General features: G+C 72.7%; 14 protein-coding genes. 13 read left to right on the top strand and 1 reads right to left on the bottom strand.

All coding sequences use genetic code 11. From position 1 onward, the window contains the following. Window positions 1–15: 15 nt before the first annotated feature. The 13 genes from QMC84_RS15995 to QMC84_RS15935 all read left to right on the top strand — a co-directional run bounded on the left by QMC84_RS15995 (window position 16) and on the right by QMC84_RS15935 (window position 17894). Entirely contained in the window at window positions 16–1311 is a 1296-nt protein-coding gene (locus QMC84_RS15995) for a helix-turn-helix domain-containing protein (protein ID WP_300376350.1), read from the top strand. 278 nt (window positions 1312–1589) lie between these two features. Next, a complete protein-coding gene (locus tag QMC84_RS15990; RefSeq protein WP_300376348.1) occupies window positions 1590–3053 on the top strand; it encodes a solute carrier family 23 protein in 1464 nt (487 codons plus the stop codon). A gap of 16 nt (window positions 3054–3069) precedes the next feature. After that, window positions 3070–3912: an FAD binding domain-containing protein gene (locus QMC84_RS15985; RefSeq protein ID WP_300376346.1), complete on the top strand. Its 843-nt coding sequence runs from the start codon at window positions 3070–3072 to the stop codon at window positions 3910–3912. Beyond that, window positions 3909–4427 (top strand): (2Fe-2S)-binding protein, encoded by a 519-nt coding sequence (locus QMC84_RS15980; RefSeq protein ID WP_300376344.1) that lies wholly within the window; start codon window positions 3909–3911, stop codon window positions 4425–4427. The genes QMC84_RS15985 and QMC84_RS15980 overlap by 4 nt, the downstream gene beginning before the upstream one ends. After that, on the top strand, window positions 4424–6832 hold the full coding sequence (cutA, locus tag QMC84_RS15975; protein WP_300376341.1) for an aerobic carbon-monoxide dehydrogenase large subunit: 2409 nt from the start codon (window positions 4424–4426) through the stop codon (window positions 6830–6832). The genes QMC84_RS15980 and cutA overlap by 4 nt, the downstream gene beginning before the upstream one ends. Continuing rightward, window positions 6832–7467, top strand: coding sequence for a carbon monoxide dehydrogenase subunit G (locus QMC84_RS15970; RefSeq protein ID WP_300376339.1), 636 nt, complete (start codon window positions 6832–6834; stop codon window positions 7465–7467). Before cutA ends, QMC84_RS15970 begins: the two co-directional genes overlap by 1 nt. A 142-nt stretch (window positions 7468–7609) precedes the next feature. Continuing rightward, window positions 7610–9016, top strand: coding sequence for an amidase family protein (locus QMC84_RS15965; RefSeq protein WP_300376337.1), 1407 nt, complete (start codon window positions 7610–7612; stop codon window positions 9014–9016). 1307 nt (window positions 9017–10323) lie between these two features. Next, complete coding sequence (locus tag QMC84_RS15960; RefSeq protein WP_300376440.1) at window positions 10324–10989, top strand: lysophospholipid acyltransferase family protein; 666 nt, start codon at window positions 10324–10326, stop codon at window positions 10987–10989. 92 nt (window positions 10990–11081) lie between these two features. Further along, complete coding sequence (locus QMC84_RS15955; protein ID WP_300376335.1) at window positions 11082–12356, top strand: amidohydrolase family protein; 1275 nt, start codon at window positions 11082–11084, stop codon at window positions 12354–12356. Continuing rightward, window positions 12353–14446, top strand: coding sequence for a hydantoinase/oxoprolinase family protein (locus tag QMC84_RS15950; protein WP_300376333.1), 2094 nt, complete (start codon window positions 12353–12355; stop codon window positions 14444–14446). The genes QMC84_RS15955 and QMC84_RS15950 overlap by 4 nt, the downstream gene beginning before the upstream one ends. Further along, window positions 14443–16353 carry a hydantoinase B/oxoprolinase family protein gene (locus tag QMC84_RS15945; RefSeq protein WP_300376331.1) on the top strand — a complete coding sequence of 637 codons (1911 nt, stop codon included), beginning with the start codon at window positions 14443–14445 and terminating at the stop codon, window positions 16351–16353. Before QMC84_RS15950 ends, QMC84_RS15945 begins: the two co-directional genes overlap by 4 nt. 127 nt (window positions 16354–16480) lie before the next feature. Next, entirely contained in the window at window positions 16481–17167 is a 687-nt protein-coding gene (locus QMC84_RS15940) for a hypothetical protein (protein WP_300376329.1), read from the top strand. A 34-nt stretch (window positions 17168–17201) separates the two neighbouring features. After that, the gene (locus QMC84_RS15935; RefSeq protein ID WP_300376327.1) at window positions 17202–17894 is read left to right on the top strand and encodes an NAD(P)H-binding protein; all 693 of its coding nucleotides are present in this window, start codon (window positions 17202–17204) and stop codon (window positions 17892–17894) included. A 44-nt stretch (window positions 17895–17938) separates the two neighbouring features. On the opposite strand, the gene QMC84_RS15930 is transcribed toward QMC84_RS15935, so the two are convergent. After that, entirely contained in the window at window positions 17939–18634 is a 696-nt protein-coding gene (locus QMC84_RS15930; protein WP_300376325.1) for a TIGR00266 family protein, read from the bottom strand. Window positions 18635–18795: the final 161 nt, after the last annotated feature.

Here is an 18795-nt window from a genome sequence, read left to right as displayed (position 1 = left end):
AGAGGAGCGCAAGTGTTGATAAGCAACGACCGCGAGGAGCTGGCCAGCGCCGCGCTGGCCAAGGTGGACGCCCTGCACACGGGGCTGACCCAGATCGTGCTCGAGGGCGGCAACCTCGACGGCATCGCGGCCGAGGTCGCGCGGGTGCTGGAGGTCGGGGTGGCCTTCACCAGCACCGACGGCCGCGAGCGCGCCTCGGCGCTGCCCGAGGACCTGCGCTCGGCCCTGGACGCTCACGACCTGGTCGACCCGACGGGTCGGCTGCGGGTCGAGCGGATGGACGGTGACGGGGCCTCGGTCGGGCCCGGCGAGGCGCGCAGCCTGCGGGTGGCGGCCGGTGGTGTGGACCTGGCCCGGCTGGTGTGCCTGCGGCCGGGCGAGCCGCTCAGCTCCGACGACGTGCACGCCCTGGAGCGGGCGGCCGCCGTCGCCGCGCTGCTGATCACCCGTGAGGAGGCCGTCACCGCGGTCGAGAACAAGTACCAGGGTGACTTCCTGCGCGACCTGCTGATGCGCCGCGGCGGTCTGGCCAACGACCAGGCGTACGTCGCCGAGCACGCCGCGACCTTCGGCTGGGACCTGACCCGCCCGGTCGTCGTGGTCGCCGCCGAGATCGACCCGGTCGCGGGGGAGGAGCGTGCCGGGAGCGCTCAGCGCCGGCAGTGGCAGGAGCGCTTCTCGGCCGCGTGGCGCCAGGTGACCGGTGGCCTCGGGGCGGGCATCCCGAGCGTGGACTTCTCCTCCGAGGTGGTGACCCTGCTCCCGCTCGGCGGGGCCGGGGACGGGCCCGGCGAGGAGGCGCCGACCGGCCACGACGTCGTACGCCGGGCGGTGACCGCGGTCGCCGGGGACAAGGGCGGCGGCCGGCGACCGTTCTCGGTCGGCGTCAGCCGGGTGGCGTGGACGCTCGACGAGCTCTCCGCGGCGTACGCGCAGGCGCGCCGCGCCGTCGACGTCGGCCGCCGGGTCCAGGGCGGCGGCTCGACCACGTTCTTCGACCAGCTCGGCCTGCACCGGCTGATCGCGCTGATCCCCGAGGAGGAGAACGGCGAGCTGCGCTCGTTCGTGCGCGACGTCCTCGGGCCGCTGGCCGAGCAGACCTCCGAGGCCGCGGACCTGCGCGAGACCCTCCAGGTGCTGCTGGACACGAACTTCAACGTCGCGGAGGCCGCCCGGCTGCAGTTCTTCCACTACAACACGATGCGCTACCGGGTCTCCAAGCTGGAGCGGCTCCTCGGCCCGCTCTCCACCGACTCGCACCTGCGCCTCGACGTGGCCGTCGCCCTGCGGGTGCTCGAGATCGCGGGCTGAGGTCCGAGCCGACCGGTTGCGGGGTCCGGCTGTCAGCAGCCGAACCCCGCACGACACGCCGGTGCACCCCGGCGTGTCGTGCGGCTTTCGGCTGCCAGGTCCCCCGGATCAGGGCTCCCGGGGTGCGTGACTGCCGCGGTGGGGCCCGCCTCGCCCACAACAGGTGCCAGCCATCTCGGCGTTCCTTCGGCATTTGTCGCCGTCGTCGGTGTGTTATGTGGATCACTAGTTTGTGACCCACTCGGGGACCGGTCACCAAGGCGGAAGGGTGCTTTGTCATGTCGATGTTCAAGTGGGAGTTGGTCGATCCCAAACCTGGAGAGGCCGTAGCGCCGAACCAGCGGCTCAGCTGGGGCAAGACGGTGGGCCTCGGTGCCCAGCACGTCGTGGCGATGTTCGGGGCGACGTTCGTCTTCCCGCTGATCATGGGCCTCAATGCCAACCTCGCCATCATGATGAGCGGCATCGCGACGATCTGCTTCCTGCTGATCGTGCAGGGCAAGGTGCCGAGCTATCTGGGGACCTCGGCCTCGTTCGTGGGCGCCGCGGCGGCCATCTACGCCTACCAGGGCGGCGACGGGCCGGGCGGCCCCGCCGACGTGACGGGCGCGATCCTGGTCGCCGGCATCGTGCTGGCCATCGTCGGCGTGATCGTCCACTACCTCGGCGCCGACTCGGTCAACGCCGTGCTGCCGCCGGTCGTCACCGGGGCCGTGGTCATGCTGATCGGCTTCAACCTGGCTCCGGTCGCGACCCTCACCTACATGCCCTCCGACCCGTGGGTCGCGCTGATCACGATGACTGCCGTCATCTTGATGGCGGTCGGCTTCCGCGGCTTCTTCGGCCGGATCGCGGTGTTCCTCGGCCTGATCTTCGGCTACCTGCTCTCGGTGGTCTGGGACTGGATCTTCGGCCAGAGCACGCTGCCGCTGCCCGGCAACCCCGAGCCCGGCCCGCACGACCGCGTCAACTGGGACGCCGTCAAGAACGCCGACTGGTTCGGCTTCCCGGTCCACACCAAGGACGGGCTCGTCGGCAACCAGGCCTTCACCGACGGCTACGCGAACGTCGGCTGGCACATGCCGTCGTTCTCGATCGCGTTCATCCTGCTCGCGCTGCCGGCGGTCATCGCCCTGGTCGCCGAGAACATCGGCCACGTCAAGGCGGTCGCGGAGATGACCAAGACCGACCTCGACCCGGTCATGGGCCGGGCGATCGCGGCCGACGGTGTCGGCACCGTCATCGCCTCCACCGTCGGTGGCTCGCCGACCACGACGTACGCCGAGAACATCGGCGTCATGGCCGCCACCCGGGTCTACTCGACGGCCGCCTACTTCGTGGCCGCCATCGTGGCGGTCCTGCTGGGCCTGGTGCCCAAGTTCGGTCAGATCGTGAACGCGACCCCGCCGGCCGTGCTCGGCGGCATCACGCTCGTCCTCTACGGCATGATCGGCCTGCTCGGCGCCAAGATCTGGAAGGAGAACGGCGTCGACTTCGCCAAGCCCATCAACCTGGTCCCGGTCGCCGCCGGCATCATCCTCGCGATCGGCAACGCCGACCTGAAGGTCACCGACGACTTCCACCTGACCGGCATCGCGCTCGGCACCCTCGTGGTCGTCCTCGGCTACCACCTCGCGCGGGTGGTCGCTCCCAAGGACCTCGACGACGGCACGATGATCGCCGTCGGCCACGAGGGCGTGCACGCCGAGGATCACGCGGCACCGCACGACCACCACCACTGATCCAGCAAAGGAAGCCGTGAAGCCAGCACCGTTCGAGTACCGCCGGCCGGGGACGATCGCCGAGGCAGTGGCTGCCCTGGCCGGCGGGACGGAAAGCAAGGTGCTGGCCGGTGGCCAGAGCCTGGTCCCGTTGCTCTCGATGCGCCTCGCCGCTCCGGCGCTGCTCGTCGACATCAACGCGATCCCCGGCCTGGACACCATCGAGGTCGAGGGGGAGGACGGCGGGGTCCGGGTGGGTGCGCTCGCCCGGCACGCCGCCGTCCTGGCCTCCCCGGACGTACGCCGCGTCCAGCCGCTGGTGCCGATGGCGCTCGCGAACGTCGCCCACGCGACGATCCGCAACCGCGGCACCACGGTCGGCTCGCTCGTCCACGCCGACGCCGCCGCCGAGATGCCGGCGGTGCTCGCCCTCCTGGGCGGCAGCGTCGAGGTGGCGGGCCCGGCCGGGCGGCGCACCATCTCGGCCGACGAGCTCTTCGTCGGACCCCTGGAGTCCTCGCTCGCCCACGACGAGATCGCGCTCTCGGCGTACTTCCCGGCGCTTGCGCCGGGCGCCGGGGTCGCCTTCGAGGAGATCGCCCGCCGGCACGGTGACTACGCGCTGGTCGGCGCGGCGGCCCTGGTGGACGGAGACTCGGTGCGGGTCGGCTACCTGTCGGTCGCCGACGTGCCCACCGTCGTCGACCTCTCCGGAGTGCCGGAGGCGGGGCTGGGGGACGCGGCGCTCGCCCGGCTCGAGCCCGGCGACGACATCCACGCCACCGCCGAGTACCGCGCCCAGCTGGTGCGGGTGCTCACCGCGCGGGTGGTCCGATCGGCACGCGAGCATGCCCGACAGTCCAGGGAGGGACGACGGTGACCGAGGAGCTGCACGACGTTCGGCTGAGCGTCAACGGCACGATGTACGAGATCCAGGTGCCCGCGCGGCGGCTGCTGTCCGACGCGCTGCGCCACGACCTGGGGCTCACCGGCACCCATGTGGGCTGCGAGCACGGCGTCTGCGGCGCCTGCACGATCCTGGTCGACGGCGAGCCGATGCGCTCCTGCCTGATGTTCGCGGTCTCAGCGGTGGACCACGAGCTCACGACGGTCGAGGGACTGACCAACGAGGACGGCTCGCTGAGCCCCGTGCAGCAGGCGTTCTCGGAGTGCCACGGGCTCCAGTGCGGCTTCTGCACCCCCGGCTTCCTGACCACGATCACGGCCGGACTGCGCGACAACCCGACCCCCACGCACGAGGAGGCCCGCGACATGATCGCCGGCAACCTGTGCCGCTGCACCGGCTACCAGAACATCGTCAAGGCCGTGGAGCGTGCAGCCGTGTTGGTCGACCTCGCCGAGGCACCCGCACCCGAGGCGGGGCGACGGCCGTGACCACCAAGCTGATGGGCCAGAAGGTCCAGCGGGTCGAGGACCAGCGGTTCCTGCGCGGGCAGGGCCGGTACGTCGACGACGTCGGCATCGCCGGCGGCGCCCGGCTCCTGCACGCCGCGGTGCTGCGGTCCCCGCACGCACACGCCCGGATCCTCGACATCGACGTCGAGGCGGTCCTCGACCTCGAGGGCGTGCACGCCGTGTGGACCTACGACGACCTCGCCGACCTCGCCGCGCCGATGGCCGAGCCGCTGCCGCTGCTGATCCCGCACCCCGCGCTCACCCACGGCCGAACGCAGTACGCGCTGGCCAAGGACGAGGTCAACTACGCCGGCGAGGCGATCGCCTTCGTGGTCGCCGACGACCGCTACGTCGCCGAGGACGCGATCGGGCGGATCCGGGTCTCCTACGAGACGCTGCCCCCGGTCGTCGGGATCGACGCCGCCCGCGAGGCCCGCTCGCTCGTGCACGAGGACGTGCCCGGCAACATCGGCGCCCGGCTGGAGCAGAACGTCGGGGACGCCCCCGCCGCGATCAAGGCCGCGCCGCACACGCTCTCCCTCGACCTGACCGTCGAGCGCAGCGCCTGCACCCCGCTCGAGGGGCGCGGCACGGTCGCCCGCTGGGAGCCCGACCTCAACCGGCTCCAGGTGTGGACCTCGACGCAGAGCTCCACCGGGGTGCGTGCCGCCGTGGCGGTGAAGCTGGGCCTCGACCTGGGTCAGGTCGACGTGATCACCCCCGACGTCGGCGGCGGCTTCGGCGTGAAGATCAACCACCCGTGGCCCGAGGAGCTGCTGGTGCCGCTCGCGGCCCGCGCCCTGGGCCGTCCGGTGAAGTTCACCGAGGACCGGCGCGAGCACTTCATCTCCTCCGCGCACGAGCGCGGCCAGGTCCAGCACATCGAGGTCGGCTTCGACGACGACGGACGGCTGCTCGGGCTCGACGTCGAGTTCTGGCACGACCACGGCGCGTACACGCCGTACGGCCTGATCGTCCCGATCATCACCTCCACCCAGCTGCTCGGCCCGTACAAGCCGCACAACTACCGGGTGGTCTTCGAGTCGCTCTACACCAACACCGTGATGGTCACGCCCTACCGCGGCGCCGGCCGGCCCCAGGGCTGCTACGCCATGGAGCGGACGATGGACGCGATCGCGACGTACCTCGGCAAGGACCGCGCCGACGTCCGCGCCGTGAACTTCATCCAGCCCGACGAGTTCCCCTTCGACCAGGGGCTGATCTTCCAGGACGGGCGCGAGCTGGAGTACGACTCCGGCGACTACCCCGCGTCGCTGGAGAAGATCAAGGCGCTGGTCGGCTGGGACGAGTTCCCCGCGTTCCAGGCCGAGATGGCCGCGCAGGGGCGCCGGGTCGGCATCGGCCTGGCCTGCTACGTCGAGGGCACCGGCGTCGGCCCCTACGAGGGCGCGCACGTGCACATCGAGACGAGCGGCAAGGTCAAGGTCGCCACCGGGCTCACCACCCAGGGCCAGGGCCACGCGACCGTCTTCGCGCAGCTGGTCGCCGACGAGCTCGGCGTGAAGTTCGAGGACGTCGAGGTCGTCACCGGCGACACCCGGCGGATGCCGTACGCCGTCGGCACCTTCGCCTCGCGCGCCGCCGTGATGAGCGGCTCGGCGATCCACCTCGCGGCCAAGCGCGCCAAGGAGAAGGCGCTCAAGATCGCGGCCGACGCGTTGGAGGCGGCGCCCGAGGACCTCGAGATCGTCGACGGCGTCGTCTCGGTCAAGGGCTCGCCGGGCGCCTCCATCGACCTCGGCACGGTCTCGGTGCTCTCCAACCCGCTGCGCTACGCCTTCGACGAGGCGTCCAAGGCCGCGACCCAGTTCTCGGTCGGCGACCCCGGCAAGCCGCCGGTCGCGGAGGACGACGAGCCGGGCCTCGAGGGGCGCGACTTCTACTCCCCGGAGCGGGCCACCTTCGCCTCCGGCATGCACGCCGTGATCGTCGAGACCGACCCCGAGACCGCCGAGATCAAGATCCTGAAGTACGCGGTCGTCCACGACTGCGGCCACCTGATCAACCCGATGATCGTCGAAGGCCAGATCCACGGCGGCGTCGCGCAGGGTGTCGGCGGCGCGCTCTACGAGCGGATGGCGTACGACGAGTCCGGCCAGCTGCTGAACGCGTCGTTCATGGACTTCCTGATGCCCTACGTCACCGAGGTCCCCGACGGCATCGACATCGACCACCTCGAGACCCCCTCGCCGCTCAACCCGCTCGGCATCAAGGGCGCGGGCGAGGCCGGCGTGATCCCGTCGGCGGCGGTGTTCGCGGCGGCGATCGAGGACGCCGAGCGGGTCGACCGTCCGGCGCTGGCGATCACGGCGATGCCGATCTCGCCCTCCGAGCTGTACACCCTGCGACAGGAGCACCCCTGATGAAGATCACCGGATCCAACGTCGTGCCGTACCCCGTCGAGCAGGTCTGGGGCGCGCTCCTCGACCCGCGGGTGCTGGTCGCGACCATCCCCGGCTGCGAGCGGCTGGAGAGCACCGGTGAGCACGCCTACGGCATGACCGTCACCGCGGGCGTCGCCGCGATCAAGGGCACCTACGCCGGCGCCTGCGTCCTCTCCGACCTGGTCGAGCACGAGTCGCTCGTGATGCGCCTCGAGGGCGCCGGCGCGCCGGGCACCATCGACGCGACCGTCCGGGTCTACTTCGGCGAGGCCGAGCCCGGCCACACCAAGATCGACTACGACGCCGACGCGGTGGTCGGCGGCATGGTCGGCGGCGTCGGCCAGCGGATGCTCACCTCGGTCTCCCGGCGGATGGCCGGTGAGTTCTTCACCAACGTGGGCGGGGCCATCGGCGCACCCGCCGGTGCCCCCGCAGCCGCGGCGGCTCCAGGCGTCCCCGGCGCCCCGGTCGCGTCCCCGGCCGCCGGGCAGGTGTTCACCGCACCCCCCAAGCCCGGGATCGCCGCGCGCGACGACTTCCTCAAGGGCATCGCCGTCGGCGCCGGCCTGGTCCTCCTCGGCGTGCTCGCCGGATCGCTGCGCCGGCGCCGGTGATGACTCGGGGGGCGGCGGTGATGGTTTCCCCGGGTACCCGGGGAAGTTGTCACTTATCGGCCGAAGTTTCGCCCGAACAGTGCAGGTTTCCCCGGGTACCCGGGGAAACCGACCGGGGACCGGAGCAGGGCGGAGCAGGGCGATGAGCGGGGTCTCGGTCGACTCGACGGCACGCGAGCAGGCGGCCGCCGTACGCACCAAGGAGATCTCGGCGCGCGAGCTCCTCGACCTGCACCTGACCCGGATCGCCGAGCGCAACCCCGAGCTCAACGCGATCGTCTCGCTCGACGAGGAGCGGGCCCGCGAGGGCGCCGCCGAGGCCGACCGGGCGCTCGCCGCCGCCGGGCGTGGCGGCACCGAGGTCGGCGCCCTGCACGGGCTGCCGTTCGCGTTCAAGGACACCCATGCGGTCGCCGGGTGGCGCACCACCTACGGCTCGCCGCTGTACGCCGAGCACGTCCCCGACACCGACGAGCTGATCGTGGAGCGGGTACGCCGCGCCGGCGTCGTCGTGATCGGCAAGACGAACGTGCCGGAGTTCGCCGCCGGGTCGCACACGTTCAACCGGGTCTTCGGGACCACCCTGAACCCGGTCGACCCGTCGCGCTCGGCCGGGGGCTCCAGCGGGGGAGCGGCCTGTGCGCTGGCGACCGGGATGGTGCCGCTCGCGGACGGCTCGGACATGGGCGGCTCGCTGCGCAACCCCGCGTCGTTCTGCGGGGTCGTGGGACTGCGGCCCTCGCTCGGCCGGGTCCCGGAGTGGCCGCTGTACAACCAGTGGGAGACCACCTCGGTCGGCGGGCCGATGGCTCGCAACGTCGGCGACCTCGCGCTGCTGCTCTCCGTGCTGGCCGGCCCCGACCCCCGCGCGCCGCAGGCCCTCGGCGACCCGGGCGCGACCTTCGCGCCGCCGCTCGCGGGCTCGTTGGCCGGGTTGCGGGTGGCCCTGTCGGTCGACCTGGGCGGGGCGTTCGAGGTCGACCACGAGGTGGCCGCCGTCGTCGAGTCCGCGGGCCCGGTCCTGACTGCGGCCGGTGCGTCCGTCACCGCCGCCCACCCGGTGCTCACCGAGGCCGACGACACGTTCCGGACGCTGCGGGCCTGGCACCTGCAGGCCAAGCTCGGCGGGCTGCTGGCGGCCCACCCCGACGGCCTCAAGCCGTCCCTGGCCGACAACATCCGGCTCGGCGAGCACCTCACCGGGGCCGACGTGGCGCGGGCCTACACCCAGCGCACCGCGCTGTCCGAGCGGATGCGCGAGTTCTTCGCCCCCGACGGCCAGGGCCACGACCTGCTGGTGCTGCCGGTCTCGCAGGTGCCGCCGTTCCCGGCCGACCAGGAGTACCCGACGCAGATCAACGGCCGCCCGATGGCGACCTACCTGGACTGGATGCGCGCGGCGTACCTGATCACGGTCACCGGGTGCCCCGCGATCTCGGTGCCGTTCGGGCACACGTCCGACGGGCTGCCGGTGGGCCTGCAGCTGGTCGCCGCCCACGGCCGGGACCGGTTCCTCCTCGAGGTCGCCGCGGCTCTCGAGGCCCGCTGAGCCGACTCGCCCTCCGGCCGGGCCGGCCGCGACCGCGCGTGGACCCGCCCGGGAGATCCGGGACCGGTCGGCGGCGGGGCAGGTCGGCGGCCGGGCCGGTCTGGTCCACCTCGCCTCGCTGTCCACAGGCAGGTGGAGAACCTGTGGGTATCGGGTCCTCTGGCTGTGGAGGACCGGGACCTGATCTGTGGAGCAACCAGGGTCTTTCGGTAGAACCAGGAGAATGTTCCGCAACCCTCTTGCGCGGTGCCGGACCCGGGGCATAGAACTCTCTCACGCACTCCGGAGACGGGGAGCGGGACAGCTCGGAGACGAGGGTCCGAACGACGCGAGGCGGCTTGCCGGCTCGTGGCGCAGCGGCTGGGTGACGAGGTCGCTGGGACCGGAGTGGAAGAGCGTGTCGACCGGAAGCGTCACCGGTACCGGTCACCCGAAGGGCCCCTTGCGACTCATACTCGCGAGGGGCCCTTCACCATTTCCGGGATCGCTCCGGGCATGGCTCCGGCATGGCTCTGGCATCGTTCCGACGCGCCCGCGACGTCGACCCCTGCCGCCGGCCCGAGCAGCGACGCCGACGCCCCGGCCGCCAGCCGTCGACGTACCTGACGCTTCTGCTCGGTCGCCGGCGATCCCGCGACCGATGTGTCAGGTGCGCCGGAGGCCGCGACGGTGCCGCCTGTCACCGCCTGTCGCCGCCTGTCACCGCCTGTCACAGCGCCGCCGGGCCCGAGGAGAATCTCGCTCAACTGTGGGAATCTCGCGACGATCTGTGGATGACCAGGAGGTGATCTGTGGATGAACCGGGCAGTTTCGGTGGAACCAGAAGAATGTTCCGCGAACCTCTTGCGCGGCCGTGTCGGGAGGGCATAGAACTCTCTCACGCACTCCCGCAAGGGAGAGCGGGACAGCTCGGAGACGAGGGTCCGTACGGCGTGACCACCAGCTTGCTGGAGGTCGGGCCGCGGTGGCTGGGTGACGAAGCCGCCGGGACTCAGACCAGAAGAGCTGCCGACCGGGAGCGTCACCAGTACCGGTCGCCCGAAGGGCCCTTGGAACTCATACTTTCGAGGGCCCTTCACCTATTTCCGGCGCCTTGCGATCCGGCCGTCGGTGTCGGCGTCGGCGGCGGCGCCTGGCATCGGCGTCGGCGTCGGGCTCGGCATCGGTGTCGGCTGCCGGTCCGGGGATCGCGGTGGGTGGGCAACGAGCCGGGGGCGGATCGGTTGCCGGGCCACCGCCGGCCCGCCGAGACGGTAGGACCCGGAGTCGGCCGACCGGCCGGTAACCGCGACACTGGTCGGGTGGTCATGTACGCCGTCCTGCACACGGTCGTCACGCCGGTCGCGAAGGCCGTCTGGCGGCCCCGGGTCGTCGGCCTGGAGAACGTCCCCCGCACCGGCCCGGTGATCCTGGCCAGCAACCACCGCAGCTTCGCCGACTCCCTGGTGATCCCGATCGTGGCGCCGCGCAAGGTGGTCTTCCTCGCGAAGTCCGACTACTTCGCCGGCGGGGGAGTCAAGGGCACCCTGCAGAAGGCGTGGTTCGAGGGCATGGGCATGCTGCCGGTCGACCGCGACGACACCAAGGCGGCGCTGGCCAGCCTGGACACCGCGCTGGAGGTCCTCGGCCGCGGCGAGGCGTTCGGCATCTACCCCGAGGGCACCCGCTCGCGCGACGGCCGCCTGTACCGCGGCCGCACCGGTGTCGCCCACCTGGCCCTGACCGCCGGCGCGCCCGTCGTACCGGTCGGCCTGACCGGCACCGAGCGGCTCCAGCCCGTCGGCGCCCGGCTGCCGCGGATCGTCCCGGTCACGGTGCGCTTCGGACGTCCGATCGAGGTCGACGGCAGGTACGACGGCGTGCCGGCGGGCCGCGCCCGCCGCGAGGTCACCGACGAGATCATGGCCGCCATCCAGGAGCTGTCCGGCCAGGAGCAGGCCGGGATCTACAACGACCGGGCACCCGACGCCTGAGCCGACGCGCTGGCAGAGATTGCCGGAGAGCGGCGACCCCGTCGGCAATCTCTGCCGTGGCCGGTGCCGACGTGGACCGGTTGAATCGTCGCGTGCCCACCCACCAGCTCGTCGTCGCGGACGCGCGACTCCGCCATCCACCGGGCGGCCGTGACGGCCGCTGGCAGATCGGGGTCGACGGCGGCCGGATCACGGCGCTCACCCAGGACGCCCTGTCCGGCGCCGAGGAGATCGACGCGGCCGGCGCGCTCGTCACCGAGAGCTTCGTCAACGGCCACATGCACCTGGACAAGGTGCACACCCTCGACCGGATCGGCGACGCCGCGCTCACGGCGTACACCGCCGGTGACATGGGCTCCGCGATGCACTCCATCGAGCTCGCCTCGGCGGTCAAGGCGGGCTACGACCGCGGCTGGATCGAGCCCAACGCCCGGCGGGCGGTCCTCGAGGCCGTGCGGTACGGCGTGCGCCACGTGCTGGCGTTCGCGGACGTCGACCCGAAGGCCCGACTCGAGGGCGTCATCCCGCTGCTGGCGCTGCGCGAGGAGTTCCGCGGCGTGGTCGACCTCCAGGTCGTGGCCTTCCCCCAGGACGGGCTGCTGCGCGACCCGGGCGCCGAGGAGCTGGTGCGCGAGGCCGTCGAGCTCGGCGCCGACGTCGTCGGCGGCATCCCCTGGATCGAGCACACCGACGCGGAGGCCCGCGAGCACGTGCAGCGGATGTGCGCCCTCGCCGCCGCGCACGGCCGCCGGGTCGCGATGCTCGTCGACGACGCGGGTGACGCGAGTCTGCGCACCACCGAGATGCTCGCGACCGCGATGATCGAGCACGGCCTGGTCGGCCGCGGCGTCGCCAACCACGCGCGGGCCGTCGGGCTCTACGCCCGCCCGTCCCTCGAGCGCCTCGCCGGCCTCGCCCGGCGAGCCGGCCTCGGCTTCGTCAGCGACCCGCACACCGGCCCGCTGCACCTGCCGGTCCGGGAGCTGACCGCGATGGGCGTGCCCGTCGCACTCGGCCAGGACGACATCGAGGACGCCTACTACCCCTTCGGCCGGCACAACCTGGCCGAGATCGCCTTCCTCGCCGCGCACGCGCTCGAGGCGGTCGACACCGCCGGCATCGACCTGGTGTACGACGGCGTGACCACCACCGCGGCCCGGGTCCTCGGCGTGACCGGGCACCGGCTCGAGGTCGGCGGCAACGCGGACCTGGTCGTCCACCACCACCCGACCCTGCGCGAGGTCGTCGGCCACCACGCGGCCCCGGCGTACGTCGTCGCCTCGGGCCGGCTGGTTGCCAGCTCGACCGCCACCACCACGTTCCACCTGACCGACCACCTGGCCGACCTGGAAGGGGACCAGCCATGACCCGGAGCATCCGGATCGGCATCGACACGGGCGGCACGTTCACCGACGTCGTCGCGTTCGACGAGGACTCGGGGGAGCTGGTCACCACCAAGACCCCGTCCACGCCGAGCAACCCCGCCGACGGCTTCCTCGCCGGCGTCGACAAGGTGCTGGCCCTGCTCGGCGCGACCGGCGCCGACATCGGCGCCGTCAGCCACGGCACCACCGTGGCCACCAACCAGCTGCTCGAGGGCAAGGTCGACCGGCTCGGGTTCATCACCACCGCGGGCTACGAGGCGATGCTCGAGATCGCCCGCCAGTCGGTGCCCGACGGCTACGGCAACTCCTACTTCTGGGTCAAGCCCGAGCGGATCGTCCCGCGCAACCTGGTGAAGGGCGTCGGCGGCCGGCTCGACTTCACCGGCGCGGAGGTGCGCCCCTTCGACGAGGACGGCGCCCGCGCGGCGGCGCGGTGGTTCCGCGCCCAGGGCGTCAACACCCTCGGCGTCTGCTTCCTGCACGCCTACGCCAACCCCGAGCACGAGGAGCGGATGCGCGCGGTGCTCGCCGAGGAGCACCCCGACGCCGTGGTCTCCCTGTCCAGCCAGGTGCTGCGCGAGTACCGCGAGTACGAGCGCGCGATGACCACGCTCGTCGACGCGGCCGTCAAGCCGCGGCTCTCGGCGTACGTCTCCAACATCAAGGCGCGCCTGACCGAGATGGACGACCGGGCCATCCCGTTCTACGTGATGAAGTCCAACGGCGGCGTGCTCTCGGCCGACGAGGTCGTGCACCAGCCGATCACCACCGTGCTCAGCGGTCCCGCGGCCGGCGCGCTCGGCGCCGCGCTGATCGCGAAGGTCGCCGGGTTCGACCGGGTCCTCACCTCCGACGGCGGCGGTACGTCGACCGACGTCAGCGTGGTGATCGACGGCGAGCCGACACTGACCACCGAGGGCACCGTGGGGGCGTTCCCCTCCAAGATCCCGATGATCGACGTGGTCACCGTGGGCGCGGGCGGCGGCTCGATCGCCTGGCTCTCGCCCGAGGGCACGCTCAAGGTCGGCCCGCAGTCGGCGGGCGCCGACCCGGGCCCGCTGTGCTACGGCAAGGGCGGCACCGAGGTGACGATCACCGACGCGCACGTCGTCCTCGGCCGGATCCCCCCGCACCTGCTCGGCGGCGAGATCCCGCTGGACGTCGAGGCGGCGCGGGCGGGCGTCGAGCAGCTCGCCTCGAAGCTCGGCCTCAGCCCGGAGGCCTGCGCCACCGGGATCCTGGAGATCTCCGCGTGGAACCAGGCCAACGCGCTGCGCCAGGTGACCGTCAAGCGCGGCCTGGACGTCCGCGACTTCACCCTGACCACGTTCGGCGGCTCGGGCTCGCTGCTGCTGTGCCGGCTGATGGACGTCCTCGGGATCCCCACGGTGCTGGTCCCGCCCAACCCCGGCAACGTCTCGGCGTTCGGCCTGCTCACCGTCGACGTGAAGAACGACTACGTGCAGACCCACGTGACCCTCGACGACCACCTCGACCCGGCCGCCGTCACCGGGATCTACGACGAGCTCACCGCGCGCGCCGCCGAGGCGCTCGCCAAGGAGGGCTTCGACCCGGCCGAGCACCAGTTCGCGCGCACCGCCGACCTGCGCTACTTCGGGCAGGCCTTCGAGGTGCGGGTGCCGGTGCGGCCCGGCGCGCTGGACCCGCAGGCCGTCGCCGACGCGTTCCACGCCGAGCACCGCGCGCTCTACGGCTACGACTTCTCCGGCGACGCCTCACAGCAGGTCGAGTGGGTCAACCTCCGGGTCTCCGGGATCGGCCCGATCCAGCGGCCCGAGATCAAGCGGCACCCGGTGGGCGGTGGCTTCGAGGCTCGCTCCGACCGCACCTCGACCCCCGTGCGGCCGGTGTGCTTCGACGCCGCCGACGGGTACGTCGACACGCCGGTGCTCTGGCGCCCGGACCTCGTCCCCGGGACGGTGCTGGCCGGCCCGGCGATCATCGAGGAGTTCGGCTCCACGGTTCCGGTGCACCCCGGCTTCGACGTACGCGTCGACGAGTTCTTGAACCTGATCGTGACGAGGAGCTCCCAGGAAGTGAGCAAGGCATGAGCCGCCGCGCCCCCACCCAGTTCCCCTTCGGCCACCTGACGGCGGACGCCGGCGCGAGCGCCGACCCCGTGCTCGTCGAGATCGTCCAGGGCTCGCTCGCGAGCGTCGAGATGGAGGTCGAGACCGCCATCGGCCGCACCAGCCGGAGCCCGATGATCCGCGACGCCCACGACTTCCGTGCGGGCATCCACGACCGGCTGCTGCGCAAGCTGACCGGCCGGTCCTACTCCGCCCTGGTGCACCCGGTGGCGCGCGACTTCCCGATCGAGGAGATGCGCGAGGGGGACGTGTTCTTCCACAACGACGTGTACCGCTCCGAGGGCGGGATCGGGCACCTGCCCGACCTGTGCGTCACCGTGCCGGTCTTCTCGGCCGGACGCGTCGTGGCGTTCGTCCAGGCCTTCGGGCACCACGACGACATCGGCGGCGCCGTCCCCGGCTCGATGCCCTCCCACGCGACCAGCGTGTTCGAGGAGGGCCTGATGGTCCCGCCGATCCGGCTCTGGGACGCGGGCGTCCCGAACCGCTCGGCGCTGGCGATCATGACCCGCAACTCCCGGATGCCCGAGTCGCTCGCGGCCGACCTGGACGCCGAGTGCTCGGCCTGCCTGATGGGCGCCCGCCGGCTCGGCGAGCTCTTCGACCGGTACGGCGTCGACGCGGTCGAGTCCTGCTTCGACGCGATCATCAGCCGCACCACCGAGACCTACCGGCGCGAGATCCTCGGCAAGATCCCGGTCGGCACCTGGGTCTGGGAGGACTACGCCGAGCACGACGGCGTCGACGAGCCGCAGCTGCACACCCAGCGGATCACCCTGACCCGTACGCCCGCCGACGACCCCGACGGCGAGCGGCTGATCCTTGACTTCGACGGCACCTCGCCGCAGGCGAAGGGCCCGATCAACCACTGCGGCGACTACAGCGACGGCGTGTTCCTCAAGAAGTGGCTCGCGCCGATCCTGCGCAACCTCGCCGACACCCCGGAGCGGATGGCCGAGCTCGACGTCAACGAGGGCATCGTGCCGCTCATCGAGATGCGCTTCCCCGAGCCCGGGACCCTGCTGACGCCGGTGTTCCCGGCGCCGACCAACGCCCGGACGTTCGTGATCCTCCGGCTCCTCGGGGTGCTCGCCGGCGTGGTCGCGAAGGCCGTGGACGGCCGGATGCCGGCCGACCAGGAGACGATCCGCTACACCGGCGTGTACGGCGAGGACCTCGAGGGCCGCCCGTACCTGATGCGCGAGGTGCTCGGCGGCGGCTCCGGCGGCCGCTACTACGCGGACGGCGAGGACACGATCCACGTCGTGCCGGACTCCCGCAACCTGCCGACCGAGTTCACCGAGGCGCGCTTCCCGTTCCGGGTCGAGTCGCTCTCGTTGGCGATGGACAGCGGCGGGGCCGGGCAGTTCCGTGGCGGCCTGGGCTACGAGAAGCACCTGCGGATGCTCAAGGACGGCCACTTCATGTCGATCGCCGACCGGTCGATCCTCGCCTGCTGGGGCGTCAAGGGCGGCCAGGCCGGCCAGCCGTTCCAGGTCACCATCGACCCGGGCGGGCCGAACGAGCGCGCGGTCGACGCCCTCGCCGACTCCGAGCCGGTCGCCGCCGGCGAGGTGATCCGGATCCGCACCACCGGGGGCGGTGGCTGGGGCGACCCGCTGCGGCGCGACCCGGCCCTCGTGGTCCGCGACGTCGTGTGGCGCAAGGTGTCCCCGGAGGCCGCGCTCGCCGAGTACGGCGTGGTGCTGACCGGCTCGCTGGCCGACGACTCGCTGGGCCACGACGAGGCCGCGACCGCCGCCGAGCGCGCCGGCCGGCCCGCGGCGAGCGAGGCGTTCTTCGACCGCGGACCCGGCTACGCCACGCTGGCCGCGGGCGCGCCGTACGCCGAGGTCGACCTGGTCTGACGCCGGCCCGGCCGGCACGGTCGGACCTGCCGCCGGGCGGGCCCGGCCGGTTCTCATCCGCGCGCCCTTGCCCGCCGCACCACGCCGGCGCACCATGGAAGGACGGCACCCCGAAGAGGTGAGGCCGATGGGCACGACCGATGTCCTGAGCAGGTCACTCCAGCACACGCACTCCCGGCTGGCCGAGCGGCTCGAGGCCGCACGCGCCATGGCGGCTCCGCCGGGGGAGCCCCGCCGCGACCGGCAGCGCATCGACGCGTTCCTGGGCGAGGCCAGCAAGCACCTGCACGCGGTGGACGCCGTGCTGGTGCCGCAGGCGCGCCGCGTGCTCGCCGACGGCGGCCCGCGGGCCCACGACTACGTGCACGCGGTCAAGGAGCTCGAGGTGGTGCTCGCGCACGTCAAGGCGCACGAGTACGGCTCGGTGTACGAGTCCTCGTTCTCCTGGTCCGCCGTGTGGTCGGACGTCGACCAGGCGATGGCCGAGCAGCACCGGCGCGAGCAGGACCTCGGCGAGCGCCTCACCGACGCCCTCGACGACGGCGCCCTGGACCGGTTGGCCAACCGGCTCCGGAGCGCCGAGCGGGCGGCCCCGAGCAGACCGCATCCCTACACTCCCCACACCGGTCTGCTCGGGTTCGTCGCCCGCCGCGTGATGCACGTGGCCGACCGCTTCTGGGACGCCGTCGAGGGCCGGATGGTCCCCGAGCCGGAGCCGCCGCCGAAGCCGCCGCCCGGACGGATCGCCCAGTACTTCCTGGGCGACCCGCACTTCGACCCGCGCTTCGAGGAGGACCGTCTCCGCCGGCTCTAGCCGATCGGCCGTGAGCTGTGGCTAGGGTCGGCGCATGACCCGGATCGCGGTGCTCGGCGGGCACGGCAAGACCGGCCGCGCGGTGGCGGCGGCGCTGGTCGCGCGCGGCGCCGAGCCGGTGGGGCTGGGCCGCGCCGACTGGCCCGACCTGGCCGCGGCGGTCGCCGGGTGCGACGCGGCCTACCTGGTCGCGCCGAACCTGCACCCCGACGAGCCCGGGTACGTCGCCACCGCGCTGGACGCCCTGCGCGCCGCCGGCGTCCCGCGGATCGGCTACCACTCCGTGGCGTCGCCGTACTGCCCGGAGCTGCCGCACCACCTCGGCAAGGCCCGGGCCGAGGACCTGGTCCGCCGCTCCGGGTTCGCGTGGACGGTCCTGCAGCCCGGCGCCTACCTGCAGAACCTCGACCTCACCGGGCCGGTACGGGTGCCGTACGACGTGCACGCGGTCTTCGGGTTCGCCGACCTGGCCGACGTCGGCGCCGCGGCCGCCACCGTGCTGCTCGAGGACGGCCACGTCGGGGCGACCTACGAGCTGGCCTCGCGGACCGCGACGGTCGCCGAGCTCGCCGCGGAGGCGGGAGTCGTCGCCGAGCAGGTCGAGGACCCCGGCACGCACCCGTGGCTCAGCGCGATGTTCGGCTACTACGACCGGCACGGGCTGCCCGTCGGCACGCTGCCCCTGCGGGCGCTCCTCGGGACAGGCGCTGCCGGGTCGGGTGGCTGAGGACGCGCCATGGCGCGTGCTCGGGCACCCGACCCGTCCTGCCGTCAGGAGAACAGGCTGTCCCCGCCGCTCTTCTGGGTGGGCAGCTTCGGCACCAGCCAGCCGAGGAACGCGTCCTGGCTGCGGGTCTGGAGGTAGATCCGGCCGGGACCGGTGAGGTCGCAGACCAGCCCCTCGCCGGAGAAGAACGTCGACTTCCAGTTGCCGACCTTGCGCACGTTGTACTGGACGCCGTCGGTCCAGGCGACCATGTGACCCGTGTCGACCGTGTAGGTCTGGCCGGGCTGCAGGTCGATCGCGTGGATCGCGCCGTAGCTGGAGAGCACCAGCTCGCCCTGGCCCTCGATCCGCAGCATGAACAGGCCCTCGCTGGAGAAGAAGGTCTTGCCGCCGCCCCACTTGGTGTCGACCTGGATGTTCGCGGACGCCGCGAGGAACGACCCGGACTGCACGTACAGCACGCCGTTGAGCGGCCAGGCGACCACGTCGCCGGGCAGGGCGGGCGCGACGTACAGCTCGGCGCCGTCCGCCTGCGCCGTGAAGGTGTTCATGAAGAACGACTCGCCGCCCAGGACCGAGCGCTTGAGGCCCTTCAGCACGCCGCCCTGGGTGGAGGTCTCCATCGCGACGCCGGGGGACATCGCGAGCATCGCGCCGGACTCGGCGCGGACGGCCTCGCCGGCGGCGAGGGTGAGCTTGGCGGTCGCGTAGGCGGGGCTGTACATGACTTCGGATTGCATCGGACTACTTCCTCTACGGTCCCGAGCCGGGTCGACATCTCGGGCGAAGCGTAGTGGCCGCCGGCCCGGTCCGAGCAGGGTTCGGCGCGCGTGGGGAACTGTGCCGGGACGGACTGGACCGGCGGCTGACTGACCGACTGCGCCGGGACGGCGCCACGGAC

It is taken from the genome of Nocardioides sp. (assembly GCF_030019515.1).
Classification (GTDB): Bacteria; Actinomycetota; Actinomycetes; order Propionibacteriales; family Nocardioidaceae; genus Nocardioides.
The sequence above is the reverse complement of the archived record's forward strand: the minus strand, read 5'-3'. Positions and strand labels throughout refer to the sequence as shown.

Coding starts and splice junctions, on each gene's coding strand:
- QMC84_RS15990 (WP_300376348.1), top strand. CDS start 1,590: ATGTCGATGTTCAAGTGGGAGTTGGTCGATCCCAAACCTGGAGAGGCC.
- QMC84_RS15960 (WP_300376440.1), top strand. CDS start 10,324: ATGTACGCCGTCCTGCACACGGTCGTCACGCCGGTCGCGAAGGCCGTC.
- QMC84_RS15965 (WP_300376337.1), top strand. CDS start 7,610: ATGAGCGGGGTCTCGGTCGACTCGACGGCACGCGAGCAGGCGGCCGCC.
- QMC84_RS15970 (WP_300376339.1), top strand. CDS start 6,832: ATGAAGATCACCGGATCCAACGTCGTGCCGTACCCCGTCGAGCAGGTC.
- QMC84_RS15935 (WP_300376327.1), top strand. CDS start 17,202: ATGACCCGGATCGCGGTGCTCGGCGGGCACGGCAAGACCGGCCGCGCG.
- QMC84_RS15945 (WP_300376331.1), top strand. CDS start 14,443: ATGAGCCGCCGCGCCCCCACCCAGTTCCCCTTCGGCCACCTGACGGCG.
- QMC84_RS15930 (WP_300376325.1), bottom strand. CDS start 18,634: ATGCAATCCGAAGTCATGTACAGCCCCGCCTACGCGACCGCCAAGCTC.
- QMC84_RS15940 (WP_300376329.1), top strand. CDS start 16,481: ATGGGCACGACCGATGTCCTGAGCAGGTCACTCCAGCACACGCACTCC.
- QMC84_RS15950 (WP_300376333.1), top strand. CDS start 12,353: ATGACCCGGAGCATCCGGATCGGCATCGACACGGGCGGCACGTTCACC.